This window comes from Thermobacillus composti KWC4 (assembly GCF_000227705.2).
GTDB classification, from domain to species: domain Bacteria; phylum Bacillota; class Bacilli; order Paenibacillales; family Paenibacillaceae; genus Thermobacillus; species Thermobacillus xylanilyticus.
Genome location: NC_019897.1, coordinates 1,712,043 through 1,734,051 on the forward strand (window position 1 = coordinate 1,712,043; position 22,009 = coordinate 1,734,051).

Genomic DNA, 22,009 nt, shown 5'->3' on the forward strand with positions numbered 1-22,009 from the left:
TGACCGGTTTTCGGGATAGGAGAAGTGCGGGTTTTTACAGTCAAACATGAAGGACGGCTGCTTATCGGCATAAGCGGTGCGTCTGTCTTGTTCCTGTGCGCCTCCTGTCCGTAAACCGGAAAGGAGGCTGATTATTTTTTAATCCTATAATTAGTTGCTCCTGAAAAAGTCCGATCGTGAACATCACCTCATCCCCATCCTTTTTCAGGACTGCCCATTTACCTTATTCTTCCTTATTTTGCTGCCTTCGCGAGCATTTTGGCCGCTCTGTCCAGGTTGTGGGTCAGGATTCCGAACCCGACCCAGCTTTTTGAGCCGACAAGGCCCCGGTACCTGCTGCGGCCTAAACCGTACTTTCGCTTGAGGAGGCTGATCCTGGCCTCTCCTGCTGCACGGTAGCGCTGCAAGTCTTTGAACCAAGGTTGGTTTTCATGTTCCGTTCTCGCCTGGCCTTTCTTGCCCTTTCGGGGTAAGCTGGCCCGTTTGACGCCGAGCGCCGTCACTGCCGATTCGTTTTTCTTGCTGGAAAAACCGCGATCCGTCGCGACAGCTGTTGGGGCGACGCCGAATGTTTCGATGTGGGCTTTGACCGCCGGAATGAGCAGTTCATCGTCCGCCGGGTTGCCATTGTACACGGCATATCCGGTAATGAAGCCGCTCTCCGTTTCGTCAATCCGGACTTTATACCCGAACTCCGTTCCTTTGGCTAACTTGCCTTTCTTGATCGGCCGGGCTTCCGGATCGAAAAAGCTGACGATGCGATCCGGGATGACCCGCGTCCCCGATACGACTTGCTTGGCTTGGCGGATCAGTTGGCCGGTCAGCGTGATGGCTGTTTGAAGCCGCCCTTTGCTCTGGTGCGCCATCCGTTTGCCGGTCTCCCGTATTTTTGCGACAACCGCGTTTGCTTGCTCGACCACGGCTTCCGTCACTTCGATGACGCTTTCGGTGATCCGGTCGACTTCTTCCCAAGACTCCCGGCTGCGGCGGCGAAGTACCTTAGCGATGGACAGAATCTTCTCCTTGATCTCGGCGGTACGGTCTTCAAAGCCTTGCGCGGCATGGGAAGCGACTTGGCGGATCTTCCGCACCAGGTGGGTGATGACTTTGACGCCGTCCTGCAGCAAGGTTGCGTCTGTGGGGTGGTGAATGTCGGACTCCACGACCGTCGTATCGGTGCGCAATTTGCGATGCTTCAGCACCGCCTTTTCCTTCAGCTTGTGCAGGAGCGCTTCGTTCAACTGTTCGACGACTTCGTCGCCGTAGCGTTTGCGGGCGTAGATGAGCGTCGAAGGATCCGGCATCGGTTCATCGATCGCGATTCGGCAGAACAGGCGCCAAGTGATGCTGTCGCCGACTTCTTTGATCAAGGACTCGTATCCCAGGTTATACTTGCGTTTGAGCACCATGAGGCGCAAGTATTTCTCGATGGGGTAGGTGGGACGGCCCATCTTCGTCTTGGTTGGATGCTTTTCCATAAACGGCTGCAGGAAGCTTTCGTCGTCCAACAGTTCATCGATGATCGCCAATTCGGCAGGCAGTTTCCGTATTTCTTCTGGAAGAATCGTATCCCACAGGGTTAATTGTTCGTCGCGAAGTTTCAACAATTTTCTTCACCTCAAGGAAGGATTCCCAAGGGGCGATGTTGAACTATTAAGACAAAGGAATTCGCCTCTTGGGATAGGTTGTCTCGGCAACTTCCTATTTCCACATGGAGGAGATGAATTCCTTTTATTTTGCTTAAAACAGCCGACTTTTTCAGGGGAAACTAATTAATTATTTAATGTCATTATATTATCGCAGGCGAATATTCCTATTACGATGCGGTTAATGGAGAATCGTTCGAGGATCAAGTGCTGTACCATTATGAAGTCATCGGAACCAAGCTGATCATCGGCAAGTTTTGCTCGATCGCGCCCGAGGTCAGATTCATGATGGACGGCGGAAATCATCGCATGGACGGGTCGACCTATCCTTTTAATCTGTTTGGAAATGGATGGGAGGCATTTACACCGTCTCTGGATGAACTTCCGATCAAAGGAGATACCGTAATCGGCAATGACGTCTGGATCGGAAGGCGCGCAACGATCATGCCGGGCGTACGGATCGGACGGTGCGATCATTGCGGCAGAATCTGTGGTGACCAAAGATGTGGAACCGTACACGATCGTCGGAGGCAATCCCGCAAAGATCATACGCAAAAGATTTTCGCCCGAGGTCATTCAAGAGCTGCTGGAGATCAAATGGTGAGATTGCGGCATCGAACTGATCAATCAATATATCGGCGCCATCGTAAGCGGAAAAATCGACGAGTTGAGGAAAATGAAAAAATCCGCTTTATAAATGAATGGTTAGTGCGCAATAAAGAAAAAGCGGCCTGATCCAATTTGGGTTGATGCGGCAGCGTCCAACATTACGTCCGCACTATTGTTTCACAAAATCCGTATTTTGTACATATGTCTATGTGTTATTATCCTTGGTGCGCGGGATTTGCCGCATCTGCATACGGGCCGGTCATCGGGGCAGCGTACCCCGGATACGCGGCGCGTTCATCATATACTTCCTGCTCCAAATAAAGTTTGTAACAAACCATTTGATCCAGGCGCGGAATATGGACAACCGTGCCCGCTGTCAAATAATGCGGATGTTGAATGTGCGGATTCATCGCTTCAAGAATCGGACGGGGGCAATTGTAGGTTTTAGCCAAACTGTCCAGCGTCTCCCCTTCCTTGCAATGATGTTTCGTGTGATACATGCCGTCCCGGTCATCTTCAGCCCTGAAAAACGGGAAGCCGAACGGGGAAACAAAGAAGAACGGAAAGAATCGCCTTCTCGGAAAAAAGAACGGGTTGAAAAACGGTCCGGGTCCGAATCCTGTGCCCGGAAAAAATGCGCGTTCCATGGATGGTGATCCTCCTTGGGTGTATTAATGTTTTCCACCACACCATATGCGCAATAGTTCCGACTGGTTAAATGTCCCGGTTTCGGTTTTCAATCCGTTCTCTCCGAACGCGTGTGGCTCCCCTTCTCGCCGAACACCTCAAAGATCAGATCGGAGTAGCCTTCCTCGGTCGTGTACGTCTCGCCCAGCTTCCCTACGCACCGCTGGTCGGCCCCTTGCCCGAGACGAACATCAGCTCGTTCACGATGACACAGTTCGCGTACTTTGCCGCCGGACTGCTTGCGCGGGGCAATTCGATCCCGAGCTCCCGCAGCTTTAGTTCCGCATAACCTTGATCCATCGTTACGCAGCCTCCCGTCTAAGTTCTCCTTCTCCACCCGAACACGCGCACGTGCACGATCGCCCGGGAAATCCAATATGCAATAAAATAGAAAATAAGGAACAAAACAAGTATGCCCCGTATAAAAATCCAGCCAACCAGCCAGATCAACAAGACCTGCCAACTCTTCAACTTGCGCAGTTTCATGATCGGCCAGAGGAATAAGCGGTAGAACAGGTTGCTGTACTGCAACGCTTCCAGATATTCATCCCGGATTTGCTTGTCCTCCGGATTGAGGCGCACCGCGCTCCGCGCGTATTCTTCCTGCTTCTTGTGATCGCCGCGCACCCTGGCCGCCCAGGACAGATAAAGCAGCGTATGCGAATCCTCGGCGCTGTATTGAAGCGCCTGACGCTCCAACTGCTCGGATTCGGCGAAACGGCCGGAAAACGCCGCTGTGTAGCTCGCCGCCGCCAGGAAAAGAGGTTCCTCCGGACGGAGCCTCAACGCTTCTTCCAGCAAACTCATGGCCTCTCTGAATCGTTTTTTCCTGTTCTCGTAGTTCGCCTTCATGAAATAGTATTGCGGCTCATCGGGATCGATTCTTAAAGCATGTTCCACGGCTTTATAGAATTCTTTGACCTTTTCGGTCTGATAGAACACGCATACCCGGACATACCAGGCGATCAGATGGTCCGGTTCAAACTTGAGCGCCATTTCTGTCCAGTGAAGCGCTTTTTTATAATCCTCCTGAAGCAGATGCACATTGGCGATCATCGACATCGCATCGGGATTCTCGGGATCCATGCGCAGAATTTGCTCCAGTTCCTGCAGCGCTTCCTTGTAGCGTCTCCATTCGATCAGTTGCCGGGCCCGTGCCAACAAAGACCGGGTTTCCAGCGTCTCAACCTCGTTCATGCCGGTATTCTCCCGTCTTCCCTGGTTCCAATCACTTGATTCCGTGCTTCTTCATATAATCCAGCACAACCTGGTAATCCCGGTTGACGTCGCTGAAAGTGGCGTAGTTTCGGGCGGTGGCGAACCATTCCAACGTGGACGGCTTGCGGCCTTTGACCGCTGCCAGCAAGTCTTTCTGCGTGATCGGCTGGATTTCGCCCGTCTCGAACGTCCGCTCCATGGCCGAATCCACCGCATCCTGCACCACCTGCTCCAGATCCGCGCCGGAAAAATGTTTCGTCATGTCCGCGATGGCCGACAAATTCAATCCGTCTACGGGCTTTCCCGCCAACTTGAGTTCGAGGATCTTCTGCCGTTCGGGCGCGTCCGGCGGCGGCACGAAAACCAGATGATTGAACCGTCCGGGACGCCGCAGCGCCGTATCGAGATACCAGGGCGTATTGGTCGCGCCGATGATAAAAACGTTGTCGCTTTGATTGTCCAGCCCGTCGAGTTCGAGCAGCAGCTGATTGACCAGCATCCGGTCGTGATGCGCCCGCATCTGGTGGCGGCTCCCGCCCAAGGCGTCCAGTTCGTCGAAGAAGACGACGCACGGTTTGTTTTCCCGCGCCTTGGCAAAAATGTCATGCAAATTGTGCTCGCTTTCCCCCACGTACATGGACAGAATCGCCTGGAGTTCGACGTGCATGAAATTGACTTCGATCTCCCCCGCAACGGCCCGCGCCAGAAACGTCTTCCCGCATCCCGGCGGACCGTAGAGCAGCAGGCTCCCTCCCGCCGACTTGCCGTACGCGGCGAACACTTCCGGCTGTTTGAGCGGCAGGATGAAGCTTAAGCGGATCCGTTTTTTCACATCCTCCAGACCGCCGACATCGTCGAAGGTGACGTTCGGTTTCTCCGTCTCGACAAACGTATGATCTTCCCGGTTGAAATGGATCAGCTTCAAATGTTTCCGCCGGCGTTCGGCGAGTTCGTCGCGATCGGTCATGCGTTCTTTCAACTCCCGGTGGTAAAAGTGATTTCATGCGTTAAATGGAATATTGTGAAATCCTGATATAATTTAAGGAATGGAAATTTATTCCTCGGCAAACCTCAAATTATTGCGGCCCCACGACGGGATGCGGCACATAGGCCTCTTCCAGATACGCGATCTCTTCGGGAGTCAACTTGATCTCGAGCGCGGCGACGGCATCCTCGAGATGCGTGATCTTCGTCGCGCCGACGATCGGAGCGGTGACGGCCGGCTTGTGCAGCAGCCAGGCCAGCGCGATCCGGGCGCGCGAAGTGCCGTGCTTCTCCGCAAGCTCGCCCACCCGCTCGATGATGGCGCGGTCGGCCTCGGCCATCGTGTCGTATTTTTGCTTCTGGACCTGATCGGTTTCCGAACGAAGCGTCGACTCGTCCGGACGCCGCGTCAGCCGGCCGCCCGCGAGCGGACTGTACGGAATGACGCCGATCCCTTCCGACCGGCACATCGGCAGCATTTCACGCTCTTCCTCGCGATAAATCAGATTGTAGTGGTTCTGCATCGAGACGAACCGCGTCCACCCGTGCCGCTCGGCGACGCTTTGCGCCTTCATGAACTGCCAGGCGTACATGGCCGAAGCGCCGATGTATCGCGCTTTCCCCGCCTTCACCACATCGTGCAGCGCCTCCATCGTCTCCTCGATCGGCGTGTTGTAGTCCCAACGGTGAATCTGGTACAGATCGACATAATCGGTTCCGAGCCGTTTCAGACTTTTATCGATCTCGCTCATGATCGCCTTGCGGGACAATCCGGCGCCGTTCGGCCCTTCATGCATGCGGAAAAACACTTTCGTCGCGATGACCACTTCATCCCGGTTCGCCAGCTCCTTGAGCGCGCGGCCAAGATATTCCTCGCTGGTGCCGCCGGAATAAACGTTCGCCGTATCGAAGAAATTGATCCCGAGCTCCAGCGCCTTCTTGATGACCGGGCGTGACTGCTCCTCGTTCAGCACCCATGGATGAATCCAGCGCGAAGCATCGCCGAATCCCATGCACCCGAGACAAATCCGCGATATTTCCAGTCCGGTGTTGCCGAGTTTTACATATTGCATCCGTGATTTCCCCTCCTTCATCATGCCGACAGGCTGGTAAGATCGATTTCACACCAACTGCGCAATAAGATAAAGCCTATCAATAATATCCGGTATATAACGGACGATTTGCAACAGACTGAACGCAATAATCGCAAGACAAACGGTATTGATGAATCGCAAGACGTTATGAAACACTTCGCTGCCCATGATGTTCTTTATTTTTTCAAGCAAAGCACAAGCCTCCTTCGATCATCTTTTCCACGCAGCAATATCATGTTTCATAAACGCTGCTCAGTCAATATCTGGAACCCGCCATCCTGAAGTCCGAAATGCTTCAATAAACAAAGAACAGCCGGAAGGCATTCCATGCCAACCGGCTGCATCCTCGTGTGCCACACCTTATTTGCCGAGCCAGGCGTCAACCTTGTCCCGATTGGATTCGACCCAATTTTTGGCCGCTTCTTCAGGCGTTGCACCTTCATAGATTTCCACCATGACGGCCGCCATGTCATCCGCGGTCCATTCGAACCGATCCAGGAATTCGTAGGCGTCCTGCATATCGTCGACAAGCCCCTGGCGGACCATCGTATGGATCGCTTCTTCGCCGCCGTAGACGCCGAGCGGATCATTCAGATATTTCAGCTCCATCTTGGCGAATTTCCAGTGCGGCGTCCAGCCGGTCACCACGATCGGCCGCTTCTCTTCGTAAGCCTCGAGCAGTTCTTTAGCCATCGCGGAAGAAGAGCTTTCGAGCAGTTGAATGTTGTCAAGCCCGTATGCATCAATCGCCCGTTCCGTCGCCATCATGATGCCGGCGCCGGGCTCAATGCCGACGATCTGACCGCCGATGGAAGCCGCGACATCGGGATCCTTCAGATCTTCGATTGAATCGATGTCCATGTAAGCCGGCACGGCGAGACCGATTTTCGTCCCGGTCAGGTTCGGACCGAGGTCCTCGATCCGATCCCCGTATTGCTCAAGGTAAGACGCGTGCGTTCCCGGCAGCCATGCGGCGACCATGGCGTCCGCGCTGCCGTCCGCTACGCCCGCCCACATCGGACCGGCGTCGACCTGAAGCAGTTCGACTTCGTATCCGAGATCCGTTTCCAGCACATGCTTGACCACGTTCGTGCTGGCGATTTCCGAATCCCACGCGACATAGGCGAGTTTGATCGATTTCTTGTCTCCCCCTCCCTGGGAGCATGCGGCTGCGGCAAGGACGAACAAGACCGCAAGTGCGATGACGAGACTTTTCTTCATGATCGATGAATCACCTCTGATCAGGATTTTTTGCGCTTGACCGCGCCTTGGGTCAGACGATCCAATAAAATCGCGATGATGACAATGGCGATGCCGGCTTCGAATCCGACGCCGGTCTTCGCCTGCGTCACGGCGCGGTAAACGTAGGCCCCGACACCCTGGGCGCCGATCATGGACGCGATGACGACCATGGAAAGCGACAGCATGATCGTCTGGTTGATGCCCGCCATGATCGTCGGCAGCGCGATGGGCATCTGCAGCTTGACCAGCTTCTGCAGCGGCGTCGATCCGAACGCGTCGGCCGCTTCCACCAAATCCTGCGGCACCTGGCGGATGCCCAGATTGGTGAGCCGAATGGTTGGCGGAATGGCGAAAATGACGGACGCGATCACGCCCGGGACGACGCCGAGCGAGAAGAACGATACGGCGGGCAGAAGATAGACAAAGGCCGGCATCGTCTGCATGAAATCAAGCAGCGGCATGACGGCATGCTGCAGCGCATTACTGCGGGCACAGGCGATGCCGATCGGAATGCCCAGCGCGATCGACAGGAGCGATGCGGTCAGCACAAGCGCGAGCGATTGCATGGACGGCTGCCACAAATTCAGATTGTGGATGAGCGCCAGCCCGGCAAACGCGAACAGCGCGAGCCTGAGATTGACGATTTTCCATGCGATAAGCGAGATCAGGATCATGATGACAACGGCCGGAACCGCCGCAAGACCGGCGTAGAAAGCGTCGGTCATCGAGCCGATGATGAACCGGATCATATCGAAGAGCGGGTCCAGATGATCCTCGAGCCAGCGCTCAAGCGCTTCAATCCAGTCGCCGAGCGGAAGTTTCGGAATGTTCATCCTCCGACAACCTCCGCTTCCCGGACCGCATGGCCGGCCAGCGCGGACAGTACGGCGCCTTTCAGGACGATGCCCAGCAGCCGGTTGTTGTCGTCGACCACCGCGAGCGGCAGCCGCGATTCGGCCATCTGCTCGAACAGATCGGCAAGCAAAGCATCCGGCCCGACGCGGGGAACTTCACGCTGCATGACCTCGGTGATCGCCAGGTTCCCGCGCGCCGCTTCCGATGCTTCTTCCGCGGTCAGCACGCCAAGCAGCTTCATGCTTTTGTCGGTGACATACAGGCTGGATACGCCCCGGTCGCGCATGAGCTGCAGCGCAACGCGCGGACCGCGCTCGGGCGTAACGGTCTCGGCTTTCCGCATGACATGCGATGCGGTCAGCACTTTCGAGAAATCGACGTCCTGGATGAACCGTTCCACATAATCATCCGCCGGATTCATCAGAATTTCTTCCGGCGTCCCGATCTGCACGATCGCCCCGTCTTTCATCAGCGCGATCCGGTCGCCGATGCGCAGCGCCTCATCCAGATCATGGGTAATGAAGATGATCGTCTTGTGCATCTTCCCCTGCAGCTCCAGCAGTTCATCCTGCATGTCCTTGCGGATGAGCGGATCAAGCGCGCTGAACGCTTCGTCCATGAGCAGGACGTCCGGATCGTTGGCAATGGCCCGCGCCAATCCGACGCGCTGCTGCATGCCGCCGCTCAATTGATCCGGCCGGCTGTCCGCCCACTGTTCGAGCCCGACCATCCGCAGCGCCTCGAGGGCGAGTTCCATGCGTTTCTTCTTCTCGACTCCCCGCACCTCAAGCCCGAATGCCGCATTCTGCAGGACGGTCCGATGCGGGAACAGCGCAAATTTCTGGAACACCATGGCCATATGTTCCCGCCGGAATTGGCGGAGTTCGGAAGCCGACATGTTCACGATATCGGTGCCGTTCCACAGAATTTCTCCCGCCGTCGGTTCGATCAACCGGTTCAAGAGCCGGATCAGCGTGGATTTGCCGCTGCCGGACAGCCCCATGATGACGAAAATTTCACCCTGCTCAACGGTAAAATCCGCCCGGTTAACCCCCACAGTCAGCCGCGTCTCCTTGAAAATCCGTTCCTTGGACCAGCCTTGATCCAGGAGCGGCAGCGCCCTTGCAGGATCATGGCCGAATACTTTGACCAGTTGTTTGACTTGTATCAAAGGCATGACATCCCTCCGTTTCAATACCCGGCCTGAATCATGGATAAGTATACCGGGACAAGAAAATAAAGATCAAAGCGCATATTCTGAAGATAAAGTACGTACAGAAAATATTTTATAAACGATACGTACGGAATACTCTGATATACTGCCGATTCCTCCCGGCCCCTTATCTTTACATTTCACGGGAAGTGTGCTTAGAATGGATCAGAATACGCAAGTGGACTCATGCAGGAGGCGCTTCATGAACGAACTGGAAGGTTTGTCACCCGATGTCGCTGCAAGACTGACGAAAGCGCGGGAGCGCGTCATCGATTCCATCGGCAAGAACATGGACTTGTACGGCATTACCCAATCTGTCGGCCGCATGTACGGATATATGTATTTTCATAACGGGCCGGTCACACTGGACAGCCTCAGCGCCTCGATGGGCATGAGCAAGACATCCATGAGCAATGGCGTGCGGACGTTGCTCGATCTGAAAATGATTGACAAAGTGTGGAGCAAAGGCAGCCGCAAAGACCAGTACGAAGTCGTTCCCGATTGGTATGCCAACTTCAGCGACTTCTTCTCCATCCGCTGGCGCAAAGCGGTCGAGGCCAACATGTCCGCCATGTCCCGGTCGCTCAGGGAGATCAGAGAACTCATGGCCGAAGCCGGCGCGGAGGACGAAAGACTGCAGTGGCTGCTCAAATCGGACGAGGCGAAAATCAACGAGGCGATGAAATATTACCGATGGCTGTTGAGACTCATTGAAGCATTGGAAACGGGCAAAATTTTCGAGCTTGTCCCCAAGGAGGAAGAATGACACACGCGAAGGCTGCCGGCAACCGTTCGGCGGCCTTCAATCTTTGCGTTAGAGTAAAATTAGCGTTGGGGTAAAGATTGGAAAAAGCGGACATAGAAAGAGAGCCTCTCCTTTGGTAGAGTGGAATTTGGCAAAAAAACACCCTCAAAGGAGGAGGCTCCTATGCAGCACTTTACCACAGCCATTCCTGCAATGAAAGAGCTTGAAGAGTGGATGTTCAGAAAGATGCAAGACATGTTCGTCGACGCGATGAGAAGCACGCTGGAGATGTTGGATCAGATCATTTTGGAGCAAAGGGATCGAGAGCGGTATCGCGTCAAGGCTGAACGGGAGACCAGCGTGAATACGGTGTTTGGCAACATTCGCTTCAAGCGGAGATTGTACATGGATCGCCAAACCGGCAAACACGTGTACTTGCTCGACCAGCACATGCGATTTGAGGGGCGAGGAAAAGTCAGCCCGCATTTGTTGGAAACAGCCATTGCCTTTGCCGCGGAAGGGCCGTCGTATCGTGACAGCGCCAGACGGCTTGAGCAACTGTTGGGCTATGCGGTGCTCAGCCATGAGGCGATTCGCGGGAAGCTGATCGAGCAAGCGGAGAAGCCGGTCAAAGCAACAGAAAAACGACCGGCCAAGGTGCTGTTCGTGGAAGCGGATGGCCTGTACACGAAATTGCAACGGCGGAAGCGGAAAGGGATGGAACATGCGATTGCCGTGGTACATGAGGGCTGGGAGCAGGTCGGCAAGCGTGTGCGGCTTAGGAACAAGCAGCATGATCTGCATCGGGGGGAGGGCGACTTTTGGGAAGCGTTTGGCGACTTTCTGACCGAACGGTACGAGATCGACGGGGACACCTGGCTGGTGGTGGGCGGAGACGGAGCGAAGTGGATCGGGGAATGTGAATCGTACTTTCACAAGTGCATCTACACGCTGGATCGCTTCCATGTGGCACGTGATCTGAAGCGGTTTGTGGGCCACCTGCCGAAGGTATGGAAAGAAGCAAGACAGGCGTTGGCCAGGCAGGAGCCGGCGGCCTTGATGGCGGCCGTGGAGCGCGTGCCGATCGAAGCGATTGCGCCTGACAAACGGGAAGAATGGACCGCCTACCAGTCGTTCTTGAGGCGGCACCGCAAGCATCTGGAGGATTACCGGAAGACCCTTGAGGCACACGGTATCGATACGAGGGGTATGAGGCCGATGGGAAGCGCGGAAGCCCAGATGCGGGTGTTGGCGAAACGGACGAAGCGCGGAGGATACAGCTGGAGTGAACGAGGCTGCAGGGCGATGCTGGAGACCGTCATGCGACGCAGGCAGATCGGCAGGTTGGAAGAAGCCGAGGAGCACGCAGTTGAGTCCCCGCAACGTGTGGTTAGTGTACGGAGGTTGCTTCACGACGCCATACGACCGGCGAAAGGCTATGTTGACGGAATGATCCGACTGCTCAGAAGCCAATGGCAAAGTCGCCCGACTGGAATGGCATTAAAAGGACTTAGAGGATACTGATACCAGGGATCTGGAGCAGTTCCTGAAGGAAGAAAAACTGAAACCGCTAACAAGGGATTGGCTCTTTTTTCGGTTGTGATCCAGCATCCCCAATAAGGTGCCCACGCTGACTTGACTCAGACAATCTTTGCCATCCGTTCGCATTGCGAAAGCAAATCATGTACAATAACGTTGAACCACAAATGCCACTCAAAGAGGTGAATTTGCCATGAATTGTCCCGTTTGCGACGGCGTTCGGATGCGGGAAGTGGAGAAGGAAGGCGTCATGATCGACATTTGCCCCCAGTGCAAGGGCGTGTGGCTCGATCGCGGCGAGCTCGAGAAATTGATGAGCGGCGTGCGCGAGATTCGCGACGATTTCGGACGGTGGCATGAGGAACGTTACAAAGACTACGAGCGCGGGGCTTACTCGGGCAAATACGCCGATACATACTACAAGCACAAGCGGAAGAAAAATTTCCTGGAGCGGCTCGAGGACCTGTTCGACTGACCGCGCCGGACCGCACCGCTGCACGGCAAAGAACCAGACCGGCTTCTCCGGAAGCCGGTCTTCTTGTGGTACGCCCGGCACGGGCGTCATCTCTACGGTGAAAGTCCGGAATGGGGGCTGGTGAGCGCCTGCCACTAGCCAAAGGCAAGGATGTCGGTGGCGAGGCCGAATCTGAAGGAAGCCGGAGGCAAACGCACGGGCCAAGGTGCGGACGGAGGAAGGCACGCCGCAAGGCGGCCTGCTCAGTCTGCTGCTTGCCAACATCCTGCTGGACGACCTGGACAAGGAATTGTGACCCGATTTGTGGAAGGAAAGCTGAAACTGAAAGTGAACCGGGACAAAAGCGCGGCAGACCGGCCATGGAACCGCAAGTTCCTTGGCTTCAGCTTCCTGTCGAACAAACAGGCTGTGATCCGACTGGCTCCCAAGACGATTCAACGCTTCAAGGAAAAAGTCCGGGAGATAACAGACCGTACACGCCCGCTGACGATGGAAGAGCGGCTTAACCGACTGAACCGCCTCATGATGGGGTGGATCGGTTACTTTCATCTCGCCGCCGCCAAGAACCACTGCGAAAACCTCGACGCATGGATTCGCAGGCGACTGCGCATGTGTCTGTGGAAACAATGGAAGAACCCCAAGACTAGTCTACGCAATCTCCGAGCGCTTGACGTGCCTGAATGGGCGGCTCGAATGATGGCGAACGCACGCCGTGGTCCGTGGGAAATGTCCCGCAACATGAACAACGCCCTCCCGACTTCCTACTGGGAAGCAAGAGGGCTGAAAAGTCTGCTTTCTCGTTACCTTGAGCTTTGTTAACCTTACGGAACCGCCGTATGCGGACCCGCATGTACGGTGGTGTGAGAGGTTGGGGGCTAGCCGCCCCCTCCTACTCGATTATCCGGGTCAATGGCACTCCAGTTTGGCGTGGCGGAACCCGGATTTCTCGATCTGGATCGTCGCATGCCGAATATGGAACCGATTCTCGATCCGGTTGAGTGCTTCCTTCAGCACGCTCTGTTCATCCTGTTCGTCCCGGACGAGCAGATGGCAACTGAGCGCATCGAGTCCGGAAGTGATCGTCCAGATGTGCAGATCGTGGAGGTCCAACACGCCGTCGATGCCGAGCAGCGTCTCCCTCACCTTCCCCGCATCGATCGTCTCCGGCGTTCCTTCCATTAGTATATGAACGGCGGACCGGGTCACGCCCCACGCGCTTCTCACGATGAGTAGCGTCACCAATACGCTGACGAGCGGATCGAACCAGTACCATGAGGTAAGCGAAATGACAAGGCCCGCCGCAATCGCCCCCACGGAACCCAGCGCATCGCCGATGACGTGCAGATAGGCGCTGCGGACGTTCAGGTTCGACTTCACGTCGCCTTTGCGCATCAGGTACCAGGCGCTGGCCGCGTTGGCCGCAAGCCCGATGAAGGCGATGAAGGTCATCATGCCGCCGGCCACTTCGGCCGGTTCGCGGAAACGCTCCACAGCCTCCCACAGGATGAATCCGGCCATGATGAACAGCGTCGCGCCGTTCAGCAGCGCGGCCAGAATTTCGAACCGGCGGAACCCGTATGAACGTTCCAGCGACACCGGCCTCGCCGCCAGCCGCATGGCCAACAGACTGAGCGCCAGCGCCCCCGCGTCGCTGAACATATGCCCCGCGTCCGACAGCAGCGCCAGGCTGTTCGTCAGCAGCCCGCCGGCAATCTCCAGCACCATGATGCCGGTCGTGATGGCAAGCGCGATGGTCAGCCCGGCCCGGTTGCCGGCACCGTGGACATGAGGATGACCGTGATGATGATGGCCGTGATGATGCCCGTGATGATCATGGCCGTGATGACCATGAGGATGACCGTGAGCCATGACAAGCCTCCATTACATATGAATAATTGCTCATGTTTATTATATACAGTACCGCAACCCCGCGCAACCGTTCAACACAAAAAAACCTCCACCCACGGCGGAGGTGCGGTACACCGTCACGGCTTCAAATGATTCAAATGATCGAGCGTCAGCTTGAAAATTTGCGCGACATGCTCGTCGTCCAGACTGTAATAAACCGTCTTGCCTTCCTTCCTTCTCTTCACGATCCGCATATTGCGGAGAATGCGCAGTTGATGCGATACGGCGGATTGTCCCATCCCGAGCACGACCGTCAGATCGTGAACGCACAATTCAGACTGCAGCAGCGCATGAATGATCCGCACCCGGGTCGGGTCGCCCAGCGCCTTGAACAGATCGGCAACATCGGATGCCGTCATGTCATCGACCAGATGATCCTTGACCGCTTGCACATCCGCGTTCGTTCCGATACAACTTGTATCACAAATGCTATCCTGTAACGCTTTTTCCATCCGTATCACCATCTTTTACAAGTTTGCCAGAACCTATTATAACACGAATACAGATTGCACCTTCCATGAATACATTCTCATTCAACGGTCTGTTCGGATTAAAAAAGATTAACCTGACCGCCGTTCCGCTTCCCGTCTGCATCCCCGGCCGCCCCGCGTCCGATTCCAATTGTTTCGGTCTTGTTCCGCCCTCCCTCCCATCCTACAATCGTCAGGGTAAGGAGGGATGAACATGAAAAGACTGAGAATGCTCATCTTCCTGTGCGTGCTGGTTGCCGGAGCGATGGCGGCAGGCGCGCCGGCCCATGCGGAAGCTGTGCTCAAGTACGGAAGCTCGGGCGACTACGTATGGGACCTCCAATACCGGTTGAAAACGCTCAGCCTGTTCGATCAGGAGATGACGGGCTATTTCGGTTCCCATACCCGGCAGGCGGTCGTGAAATTCCAGCGGAAATACGGACTCCAGGCGGACGGCGTTGTCGGGCCGGCGACATGGAAAGCGCTGCGCAGACATTCCTTGAACAAGAGCGAAATGGACATCATGGCGCGCATCATCTACGGCGAGGCCAGAGGCGAACCTTACAAGGGCCAGGTTGCCGTCGGCGCGGTCGTGATGAACCGGATCCGGTCCGGCCAATTTCCGGACACGATCCGCGGCGTCGTCTTCCAGCCGGGCGCGTTCACGGCGGTGGACGACGGCCAGTATTGGCTGACGCCGAACGCGACGGCTTACAAGGCGGCGCTTGATGCCGTCCGCGGCTGGGATCCGACCTACGGCGCGCTCTACTATTTCAACCCGAAGACGGCGACAAGCAAGTGGATCTGGTCGAGACAGCAGACCGTGACGATCGGCAACCATATTTTCGCCCGGTAAAAACAGCATCCGCGAAACTCCGAACGCCCATCCGTTCTATCCCGCCCGTTCCGGCATATGTTGGTTACGAGCAATAAGCGATGCGGGGGTGTTCGGATGCGGGTGCGGTTTCGCCGGGGAGATACGCTGTGGGCTTACAGTAGAATATTTCAGGTGCCGCTGCCGCTCATTCTCGATTCGAACGCGCTGGATCCCGTGAATATCGCGGTCGGTCAGGAAGTGGAGATTCCGGGCTACATCGTCACCGGATACACGGTCAAAGCCGGCGATACGCTGTGGCAATTGGCCCGGCAGCAGGGATTGCCCGTTGACGCGCTGCTCTTGCTGAACCCGAACGTCATTCCGGACAGGCTTGCGGTGGGCTCGCAGCTGAATATTCCGCTTCGCGTCACCTGGTTCATCGTTGATACGATCAAGCCGTACGATTCGGCCGCGCTGCAGTCGGATCTGAACCGGCTCGCGGAAGTTTACCCTTTCATCCGCCGGCGGAACATCGGCGCGTCGGTGCTCGGCAAGCCGATTCCGGAGCTGCGGATCGGCCGCGGCGCCGTGACCGTTCACATGAACGGCTCATTCCATGCGAACGAATGGATTACAACGGCCATCCTCGTCCGGTTTCTGAACCACTACGCACTGTCGCTGGTGAACGGCACGCCCATCCGCGGCCTCGACATGCGGCAGTTTTATGACGTGGTGACGCTGTCCATGGTGCCGATGGTCAATCCTGACGGCGTCGATCTGGTGATCCGCGGATTGCCGGAGCAGGAGCCGTGGCGGAGCCGCGTTCTGGAATGGAACGGCGGCAGCACCGATTTCAGCGGCTGGAAAGCGAACATCCGCGGCGTCGACCTGAACGATCAGTTCCCCGCCCTCTGGGATCGGGAAGCCGCGCGGAATCCGAAAGAGCCCGGTCCGCGCGACTATCCCGGCACGGGGCCGCTCACCGAACCGGAAGCGGTCGCGATGGCGGAGCTGACGAGAAGCGGGGATTTCGCCCGCGTGCTCGCCTTCCATACCCAGGGTGAAGAGATTTACTGGGGTTTCCAGAATCTCGAACCGCCCGAATCCGAGGTGATCGTGAACGAATTCGCCCGCGTCAGCGGCTATACGCCGGTGCGGACGATCGAAAGCTATGCGGGCTACAAGGACTGGTTCATCCAGGATTGGCGCCGCCCGGGATTTACAATCGAGCTGGGACGCGGGGTCAATCCGCTGCCCTTGTCCCAGTACGGCGAAATTTACGAACGGGCGCTCGGCATTCTGCTCGCGAGCCTGTATATGTGAAGGCGGATCATGCGCCTCATGCCGTGCCGGCCTCATGCCCGCACGCGCATGAGGCGCATGGCGTTCAGCGCGACGATCAGCGTCGCGCCCATGTCGGACAGGATGGCAATCCAGATTGTCAGCCATCCCGGAACGACGAGCAGCAAGGCGGCGAGCTTCACGATCAAGGCGAACGCGATGTTCTGCCGGATAACGGCCAGCGTCTTGCGGCTGAGCCGGATCGCGTACGGCAGCTTGCCGAGATCGTCGCCCATCAGCGCGATATCCGCCGTCTCGAGCGCGGCGTCGGTGCCCGCTCCGCCCATCGCGATGCCGACGGTCGCGGCGGCCAGCGCCGGCGCGTCGTTGACGCCGTCGCCGACCATTGCGACAGCGCCGTATTCGGACGCGAGATCGCGGATCGCTTCCAGTTTGTCCTCGGGCATGAGACCTGCCCTGACGTCATCGATGCCGGCTTGCCGGGCGACGGCGGCGGCGGTGTCGCGGTTGTCCCCGGTCAGCATGACGGTCTTCCGGATGCCAAGCTCATGCAGCTTGCCGATGACCCCGCGGCTTTCCGGCCGCGCTTCGTCGATGACGCCGAGTACGGCGACCGGTTCCCCGTCCTTGGCGACGGCGAGTACCGTCTTTCCTTCCCCGCGCAGCCGGTTGGCATAAGCTTCCCACTCGCCTTCCATCCGCGCGTCCGTCCCGATCCGGATCCATTCCGGGCTGCCGATGCGGTAACGCGCGCCTTCCGTTTCGCCCTCGATTCCCCGGCCTGTCACGGACGTGAAGTTGTCCACGATTGTACCCGGGAAATCGATGCCTTCCTCACGGGCCGCCCCCGTGACGGCCGCAGCGAGCGGGTGTCCGGAGCGATGTTCGAGCGCGGCGGCTATCCTGAGCAAATCCCGGCGGTCAACCGATTCGCCGAACAGCCGGACATCGGTCAGCCTCGGAATCCCTTGCGTGACCGTGCCGGTCTTGTCGAAAGCGATCGCCTTCACCGCGCCGAGCTGCTCCAGATGGATGCCGCCTTTGATCAGCACGCCCCGGCCCGCGGCGCTGCCGATGGCGGAGACGATTGCGATCGGCGTCGAGATGACGAGCGCGCACGGGCAGCCGACGACGAGTACGGCGAGCCCCTGGTAGAGCCAGTCAAGCCATCCGCCGCCGGAGATCAGGGGCGGTACGACCGCAATCAGCGCCGCAGCGGCGATGATGACGGGCGTGTAATACTTGGCGAACTTGTCCACGAACGCCTGCGCCGGCGCGCGCCCTTCCTGCGCTTCTTCGACCAGGCGGATAATCCGCGAGATCGTCGAATCTTGCGCCAGCCGCGCAACGCGCACGTGGAGCAGGCCTTCCCCGTTCAGCGTGCCCGCGAACACTTCGTCGCCGGGCGATTTCGGCACCGGAACAGATTCGCCCGTAATCGCGGCCTGGTTGACTGCGGAGGTGCCGGATGCAACGATCCCGTCCATCGCGATCTTTGCGCCCGGCCGCACGATGAGCGTGTCGCCGACTTCGATCTCGTCCGTTCGCACCGTCATTTCCCGGCCGTCCCGCAGCACGGGGGCTTCGCGCGGCGCCAGCTCCATCAGGCTGCGGATCGACCGGCGGGCGCGCTCCATCGAGTAGCGTTCGAGCGCTTCACTGAGCGCGAACAGGATGACGACGACGGCGCCTTCCGTCCATTCGCCGATCAGCGCCGCGCCGATGATCGCGACGGTCATCAGCGTCCGCATGTCGAAGTCGAGGCGGATCAGGTTGTTGAGACCGGTCCGGAAAAGCCGATGCCCGGCGACGACGATGGACGCCGCGAATGCCGCCGCGGTCACCGGATGATGGCCGCCGAGCGCCAGCCGGGCCAGACAGCCGGCGGCAAGAAGCGCCGCGCCCGCGAGCAGGCTGCCGTGCCGCCTGAGGAACGCCGCCGCCCCGCGCGCCTTGCCGGAGTTGCCGCCCGTTGCGATGTCCCCGGTATCGGGCCGCACTTTCAATCGTTCGAAGGCGCCGGCTTTTTCCAGCTCCGCGATCGTCGCCTCGCCCGTAACGGTAATTTTCGCCGCGGCGAAATTGACCTTCGCGTCCAGCACGCCCGGGAGCCGCTTCACATTCTCCTCGAATTTGCCCGCGCAGTTCGCGCAGGTGAACCCTTCCACGCGGTAAACCTTCGTGATGCCGGACTCCGGCGCAGCATGTCGTGCCATGGCTATCCTCCGTGATATATGAACAAACTTTCGTGTATAGGGTATGCATTAATACTAAATCAGTTTCACACGTTCGTCCAATAAAAAAACCTCCACCCGAAGCGGAGGCATGAGTTAATCTAATCCAGCGTCTTCTCGAATATGAAAATGACTTCGGCGGCACCGTGTTTCCGGCGAAGTTCTTCCTTCCGTTCCGCCGCCTGTTCCGCAGCCTCCGCCCGGATATCCACCCGTTCCAGCTCCCGGCCTTCCGCATCTTTCGCAACCAGCTCGACCGGCCGGTAACCGTTCGCCTGATAGAACGACTCGACCCGCGGATCGTCGGCCGAGCCGACGCCGATCCGCCGGAATCCCCGCTCCGCGCAGACCCGCTCGAACGCGCGGAGCAGCCGAGATCCGATGCCCCGGCGCGCGTACGGCTTCCGGTGGTCGAGATTGACCGCGATGCCCTGCAGGTCGGCGGCATCCTCCCGCCGGCGGGACGGTTGCCCGTAGCAGACGCCCGCCAGGTCTTCGTCCGCGAAAGCGGCGAGATACATGCCCGGGACATCGGCCAGCCGGCGCTTCCAGTCTTCGGCGCTCTCCCGGTGCAGATAATCGCACTGGAACGGATGCACGATCGGCAGATCCGAAATCGCCGCCGGACGGATTTGGACCGTCAAATGAACCGGCGGATCGAACCGCAGCGGCTTGGCCTGCAGCCGGTCGAGCAGCAGCCGGAACGCATCCATCGGAATCCAGGCGTGCATCATGATCACTTCATTCGAGCCCGGCGCATCGTTCAGCCCCTTGCCCTGCTCCTCATCCATCCGTGCCAGCAGCTCCGGCAGCATCTCCCCGCCTTCCTGAAGCCGCCAGTCCCATGTATCGTAGGTGCATCCGACGTCGATCCGCTCAGGCCGGCCTTCTTGCTTCCACCATGGATAGGTCACACCCGGAAATCCCGGCTGCTCGAAGCCCATTCCGCACAGCAGCGATTGCAGTTCATCGCGTTTTATGTCTCCGCCGTCGTCCAGATACGGGAACCGGAACAGCTTCACCGGACGCGGCACGCCGGCTCGCGCGTAAATCCCGTCCAGCAACCGCTCCGTCCGCGCGATCTGTTCCCGCGCTTCCCCAAGCGACAGCTTCGAAAACGCCGGATGATCGTAGCTGTGATTGCCGAGAATATGGCCATTTCGGACCGCATGGACCGCTTCTTCCGGATACCGTTCCAGCCGTTCGCCGAGGCAGAACCAGACCGCCCGGATGCCCCGCGCGTTCAGCTCGTCGACGCGCTGCCTGAAATCTTCGGTCGGCGCATCATCGATGGTCAGCCATGCCCGTTTCGCCGCGTCCGCCATGTCGTTTCCGCCCCCGTCCGTCCAAAAATGAAACGCGCCGCAATTCAACGCCAGTATACAACGGTCCGCCGAAACGGACAACGGCATGTTCACTCGGCGGCATCCCGCTGCCCGTACTTCCGGTCGTATTCCGCCCGCGCCGCTACCACCTCGGCGAAGTGCTCCGCGGCCCAGGTCCGGAACCCGCGGATATGCGGCATCAGCGAGCGTCCGAGATCCGTCAGCTCGTACTCGACGGCGGGCGGCACGGTCGGATGGACGATCCGCCGGATGAGTCCGTCCCGTTCCATCCGGCGCAGCGTCTGCGTCAGCATTTTCTGCGTGATGTCCTGAATGCGCGCCTCGATCTGCCGATAGCGCTGCCTGCCGCCGTCGAGCGCGTGAAGCACCAGCACGGTCCACTTGCTCTCCAGCAGCTCGAGCACCCGCCGGTACAGACATTCGCCCAGCGAAATGTCGCCGCCGGCCGCATCCGGTTTCTTCATGGATCCTCCACTCCCTTCCGCGGCGCACCTGAAGGTGCGCAACACACTTTCAAGTGCCTTCTTCCCAAAGAATAGAAGATCGGCTACGTTATGTCTATCCCGGTTGGAAGGAGTGGTGATCAACATGAAAGCTTATGAATTGCAAGGCTTCGGGCTGGACAACCTGCGCCTCGTCGATCGGCCCGTTCCCGTCCCGGGACCGGGCGAAGCGCTCATCCGGATGCGGGCCGTCTCGCCTAATCCGCGCGATCTCGGGGTGATTGACGGATTTTACTTTCCGGATCTCAAGTTTCCGATCATTCCGGTGTCCGACGGCGTCGGAGAGATCGTCGAGCTCGGGCCGGGGGTTCAGCGGTTCCGCGTCGGCGACCGGGTCGCCGGCACGTTCGCCCAGGGCTGGATCCACGGCGATCCGCCGATCGGCTGGCATACCCGGAGCCTCGGCGCTCCGCTGGACGGCGTGCTCGCGGAATACGTCGTCCTGCCGGAATCCGGCATCGTCCGCGTGCCCCCGCATCTGACGGACGCGGAGGCCGCCGCCCTGCCGATCGCCGGGCTGACCGCCTGGCAGGCGATCGCCGAAGTCGGGCGTGTGCGCGCCGGCGACGCGGTTGTCGTGCAGGGAACGGACGGCGTCTCCGTCTTCGCCCTGCAATTCGCCAAGCTGCACGGGGCGCGCGTCTTCGTCGTCTCCGGCAGCGCGGAGAAGCTGGGGCGGGCGCTTCAGCTCGGCGCCGACGCCGGCGTTCTCTACACGGAAGAGCCGGACTGGGACCGGAACGTCATCGAATGGACGGACGGCCGGGGCGCGGACCTCGTCGTCGACATCGGCGGAGCGGCGACGCTGAATCGGTCGGTGGCGGCCATCCGCCCGGGCGGCGCCGTCTGCCTGATCGGCATCATGTCCGGTTCCGCCGCGGAGGGGCTGCAGCTGGTGCCGACGTTCCTCAAGCGCGCGCGGCTGCAGGGCATCAACGTCGGCAGCCGGGAAATGTTCGAAGCGATGAATCGCGCCATCGCGGCGAACGGACTCCGGCCGGTCATCGACAGCGTTTATTCATTCGACCAGGCGATCGCTGCGTTTGCCAAGCTCGGCGAAGGCCGGCACTTCGGCAAGATCGCAATCGCGTTCTGATTGCCGCGGCGCCAAACAAATAAAGG

20 protein-coding genes and 2 pseudogenes are annotated in these 22,009 nt (G+C 58.4%); 8 read left to right on the forward strand and 14 right to left on the reverse strand.

Annotation, left to right across the window (positions count from 1 at the left end; all coding sequences use genetic code 11):
• Nucleotides 1–233: 233 nt before the first annotated feature.
• Nucleotides 234–1,607, reverse strand: a complete 1,374-nt coding sequence (locus THECO_RS07950; protein WP_015254516.1) for an ISNCY-like element ISTco5 family transposase — start codon at nucleotides 1,605–1,607, stop codon at nucleotides 234–236.
• 186 nt (nucleotides 1,608–1,793) lie between these two features.
• Here THECO_RS07950 and THECO_RS07955 point away from each other — a divergent pair.
• Nucleotides 1,794–2,343: pseudogene (locus THECO_RS07955) on the forward strand (CatB-related O-acetyltransferase); the annotation flags it as partial.
• A gap of 127 nt (nucleotides 2,344–2,470) precedes the next feature.
• Here the strand turns inward: THECO_RS07955 and THECO_RS07960 are convergent.
• The 8 genes from THECO_RS07960 to THECO_RS07995 all read right to left on the reverse strand — a co-directional run bounded on the left by THECO_RS07960 (nucleotide 2,471) and on the right by THECO_RS07995 (nucleotide 9,512).
• Nucleotides 2,471–2,902 carry a LysM peptidoglycan-binding domain-containing protein gene (locus THECO_RS07960; protein ID WP_015254517.1) on the reverse strand — a complete coding sequence of 144 codons (432 nt, stop codon included), beginning with the start codon at nucleotides 2,900–2,902 and terminating at the stop codon, nucleotides 2,471–2,473.
• Nucleotides 2,903–3,095: 193 nt separating this feature from the next.
• Nucleotides 3,096–3,242, reverse strand: coding sequence for a RidA family protein (locus THECO_RS21650; RefSeq protein ID WP_015254518.1), 147 nt, complete (start codon nucleotides 3,240–3,242; stop codon nucleotides 3,096–3,098).
• Between the two features lie 18 nt (nucleotides 3,243–3,260).
• Nucleotides 3,261–4,139 (reverse strand): tetratricopeptide repeat protein, encoded by an 879-nt coding sequence (locus THECO_RS07970; RefSeq protein WP_015254519.1) that lies wholly within the window; start codon nucleotides 4,137–4,139, stop codon nucleotides 3,261–3,263.
• Between the two features lie 31 nt (nucleotides 4,140–4,170).
• A complete protein-coding gene (locus THECO_RS07975) occupies nucleotides 4,171–5,127 on the reverse strand; it encodes an ATP-binding protein (RefSeq protein ID WP_015254520.1) in 957 nt (318 codons plus the stop codon).
• A 109-nt stretch (nucleotides 5,128–5,236) separates the two neighbouring features.
• Nucleotides 5,237–6,217 carry an aldo/keto reductase gene (locus tag THECO_RS07980; RefSeq protein WP_015254521.1) on the reverse strand — a complete coding sequence of 327 codons (981 nt, stop codon included), beginning with the start codon at nucleotides 6,215–6,217 and terminating at the stop codon, nucleotides 5,237–5,239.
• Between the two features lie 381 nt (nucleotides 6,218–6,598).
• Entirely contained in the window at nucleotides 6,599–7,459 is an 861-nt protein-coding gene (locus tag THECO_RS07985; RefSeq protein ID WP_015254523.1) for a glycine betaine ABC transporter substrate-binding protein, read from the reverse strand.
• 20 nt (nucleotides 7,460–7,479) lie between these two features.
• Nucleotides 7,480–8,313: an ABC transporter permease gene (locus THECO_RS07990; RefSeq protein ID WP_015254524.1), complete on the reverse strand. Its 834-nt coding sequence runs from the start codon at nucleotides 8,311–8,313 to the stop codon at nucleotides 7,480–7,482.
• Nucleotides 8,310–9,512 carry a quaternary amine ABC transporter ATP-binding protein gene (locus THECO_RS07995; protein ID WP_015254525.1) on the reverse strand — a complete coding sequence of 401 codons (1,203 nt, stop codon included), beginning with the start codon at nucleotides 9,510–9,512 and terminating at the stop codon, nucleotides 8,310–8,312. Before THECO_RS07995 ends, THECO_RS07990 begins: the two co-directional genes overlap by 4 nt.
• Nucleotides 9,513–9,750: 238 nt before the next feature.
• Between THECO_RS07995 and THECO_RS08000 the strand changes: the two genes are divergently transcribed.
• The 4 genes and pseudogenes from THECO_RS08000 to THECO_RS08015 form a co-directional block, all read left to right on the forward strand.
• The gene (locus THECO_RS08000; RefSeq protein WP_015254526.1) at nucleotides 9,751–10,314 is read left to right on the forward strand and encodes a GbsR/MarR family transcriptional regulator; all 564 of its coding nucleotides are present in this window, start codon (nucleotides 9,751–9,753) and stop codon (nucleotides 10,312–10,314) included.
• A gap of 162 nt (nucleotides 10,315–10,476) precedes the next feature.
• On the forward strand, nucleotides 10,477–11,817 hold the full coding sequence (locus THECO_RS08005) for an ISLre2-like element ISTco3 family transposase (protein ID WP_015253270.1): 1,341 nt from the start codon (nucleotides 10,477–10,479) through the stop codon (nucleotides 11,815–11,817).
• 208 nt (nucleotides 11,818–12,025) lie between these two features.
• Nucleotides 12,026–12,307: a TFIIB-type zinc ribbon-containing protein gene (locus tag THECO_RS08010; protein ID WP_015254527.1), complete on the forward strand. Its 282-nt coding sequence runs from the start codon at nucleotides 12,026–12,028 to the stop codon at nucleotides 12,305–12,307.
• 205 nt (nucleotides 12,308–12,512) lie between these two features.
• A pseudogene (locus THECO_RS08015) lies at nucleotides 12,513–13,126 on the forward strand (group II intron maturase-specific domain-containing protein); the annotation flags it as partial.
• A gap of 87 nt (nucleotides 13,127–13,213) precedes the next feature.
• Here the strand turns inward: THECO_RS08015 and THECO_RS08020 are convergent.
• Both THECO_RS08020 and THECO_RS08025 read right to left on the reverse strand, forming a co-directional pair.
• Complete coding sequence (locus THECO_RS08020; protein WP_015254528.1) at nucleotides 13,214–14,176, reverse strand: cation diffusion facilitator family transporter; 963 nt, start codon at nucleotides 14,174–14,176, stop codon at nucleotides 13,214–13,216.
• A 116-nt stretch (nucleotides 14,177–14,292) separates the two neighbouring features.
• Complete coding sequence (locus tag THECO_RS08025) at nucleotides 14,293–14,667, reverse strand: ArsR/SmtB family transcription factor (RefSeq protein WP_015254529.1); 375 nt, start codon at nucleotides 14,665–14,667, stop codon at nucleotides 14,293–14,295.
• A 232-nt stretch (nucleotides 14,668–14,899) separates the two neighbouring features.
• Between THECO_RS08025 and sleB the strand changes: the two genes are divergently transcribed.
• Both sleB and THECO_RS08035 read left to right on the forward strand, forming a co-directional pair.
• Nucleotides 14,900–15,541: a spore cortex-lytic enzyme gene (gene sleB, locus THECO_RS08030; RefSeq protein WP_015254530.1), complete on the forward strand. Its 642-nt coding sequence runs from the start codon at nucleotides 14,900–14,902 to the stop codon at nucleotides 15,539–15,541.
• Between the two features lie 96 nt (nucleotides 15,542–15,637).
• On the forward strand, nucleotides 15,638–16,825 hold the full coding sequence (locus tag THECO_RS08035) for a M14 family metallopeptidase (RefSeq protein WP_015254531.1): 1,188 nt from the start codon (nucleotides 15,638–15,640) through the stop codon (nucleotides 16,823–16,825).
• Between the two features lie 32 nt (nucleotides 16,826–16,857).
• Here THECO_RS08035 and THECO_RS08040 read toward each other — a convergent pair whose 3' ends face one another.
• The 3 genes from THECO_RS08040 to THECO_RS08050 all read right to left on the reverse strand — a co-directional run bounded on the left by THECO_RS08040 (nucleotide 16,858) and on the right by THECO_RS08050 (nucleotide 20,848).
• The gene (locus THECO_RS08040; protein ID WP_015254532.1) at nucleotides 16,858–19,020 is read right to left on the reverse strand and encodes a heavy metal translocating P-type ATPase; all 2,163 of its coding nucleotides are present in this window, start codon (nucleotides 19,018–19,020) and stop codon (nucleotides 16,858–16,860) included.
• Between the two features lie 119 nt (nucleotides 19,021–19,139).
• The gene (locus THECO_RS20525; protein WP_015254533.1) at nucleotides 19,140–20,363 is read right to left on the reverse strand and encodes a GNAT family N-acetyltransferase; all 1,224 of its coding nucleotides are present in this window, start codon (nucleotides 20,361–20,363) and stop codon (nucleotides 19,140–19,142) included.
• 89 nt (nucleotides 20,364–20,452) lie between these two features.
• Nucleotides 20,453–20,848 carry a winged helix-turn-helix transcriptional regulator gene (locus THECO_RS08050; RefSeq protein ID WP_015254534.1) on the reverse strand — a complete coding sequence of 132 codons (396 nt, stop codon included), beginning with the start codon at nucleotides 20,846–20,848 and terminating at the stop codon, nucleotides 20,453–20,455.
• Between the two features lie 124 nt (nucleotides 20,849–20,972).
• Between THECO_RS08050 and THECO_RS08055 the strand changes: the two genes are divergently transcribed.
• Complete coding sequence (locus THECO_RS08055; protein WP_015254535.1) at nucleotides 20,973–21,983, forward strand: zinc-dependent alcohol dehydrogenase family protein; 1,011 nt, start codon at nucleotides 20,973–20,975, stop codon at nucleotides 21,981–21,983.
• The last annotated feature ends 26 nt before the right edge of the window (nucleotides 21,984–22,009 follow it).

Bases quoted from the DNA above. Each gene is read 5' to 3' on its own strand.
- THECO_RS07960 (WP_015254517.1), bottom strand. From the start codon at position 2,902: ATGGAACGCGCATTTTTTCCGGGCACAGGATTCGGACCCGGACCGTTT.
- THECO_RS21650 (WP_015254518.1), bottom strand. From the start codon at position 3,242: ATGGATCAAGGTTATGCGGAACTAAAGCTGCGGGAGCTCGGGATCGAA.
- THECO_RS07970 (WP_015254519.1), bottom strand. From the start codon at position 4,139: ATGAACGAGGTTGAGACGCTGGAAACCCGGTCTTTGTTGGCACGGGCC.
- THECO_RS07975 (WP_015254520.1), bottom strand. From the start codon at position 5,127: ATGACCGATCGCGACGAACTCGCCGAACGCCGGCGGAAACATTTGAAG.
- THECO_RS07980 (WP_015254521.1), bottom strand. From the start codon at position 6,217: ATGCAATATGTAAAACTCGGCAACACCGGACTGGAAATATCGCGGATT.
- THECO_RS07985 (WP_015254523.1), bottom strand. From the start codon at position 7,459: ATGAAGAAAAGTCTCGTCATCGCACTTGCGGTCTTGTTCGTCCTTGCC.
- THECO_RS07990 (WP_015254524.1), bottom strand. From the start codon at position 8,313: ATGAACATTCCGAAACTTCCGCTCGGCGACTGGATTGAAGCGCTTGAG.
- THECO_RS07995 (WP_015254525.1), bottom strand. From the start codon at position 9,512: ATGCCTTTGATACAAGTCAAACAACTGGTCAAAGTATTCGGCCATGAT.
- THECO_RS08000 (WP_015254526.1), top strand. From the start codon at position 9,751: ATGAACGAACTGGAAGGTTTGTCACCCGATGTCGCTGCAAGACTGACG.
- THECO_RS08005 (WP_015253270.1), top strand. From the start codon at position 10,477: ATGCAGCACTTTACCACAGCCATTCCTGCAATGAAAGAGCTTGAAGAG.
- THECO_RS08010 (WP_015254527.1), top strand. From the start codon at position 12,026: ATGAATTGTCCCGTTTGCGACGGCGTTCGGATGCGGGAAGTGGAGAAG.
- THECO_RS08020 (WP_015254528.1), bottom strand. From the start codon at position 14,176: ATGGCTCACGGTCATCCTCATGGTCATCACGGCCATGATCATCACGGG.
- THECO_RS08025 (WP_015254529.1), bottom strand. From the start codon at position 14,667: ATGGAAAAAGCGTTACAGGATAGCATTTGTGATACAAGTTGTATCGGA.
- sleB (WP_015254530.1), top strand. From the start codon at position 14,900: ATGAAAAGACTGAGAATGCTCATCTTCCTGTGCGTGCTGGTTGCCGGA.
- THECO_RS08035 (WP_015254531.1), top strand. From the start codon at position 15,638: ATGCGGGTGCGGTTTCGCCGGGGAGATACGCTGTGGGCTTACAGTAGA.
- THECO_RS08040 (WP_015254532.1), bottom strand. From the start codon at position 19,020: ATGGCACGACATGCTGCGCCGGAGTCCGGCATCACGAAGGTTTACCGC.
- THECO_RS20525 (WP_015254533.1), bottom strand. From the start codon at position 20,363: ATGGCGGACGCGGCGAAACGGGCATGGCTGACCATCGATGATGCGCCG.
- THECO_RS08050 (WP_015254534.1), bottom strand. From the start codon at position 20,848: ATGAAGAAACCGGATGCGGCCGGCGGCGACATTTCGCTGGGCGAATGT.
- THECO_RS08055 (WP_015254535.1), top strand. From the start codon at position 20,973: ATGAAAGCTTATGAATTGCAAGGCTTCGGGCTGGACAACCTGCGCCTC.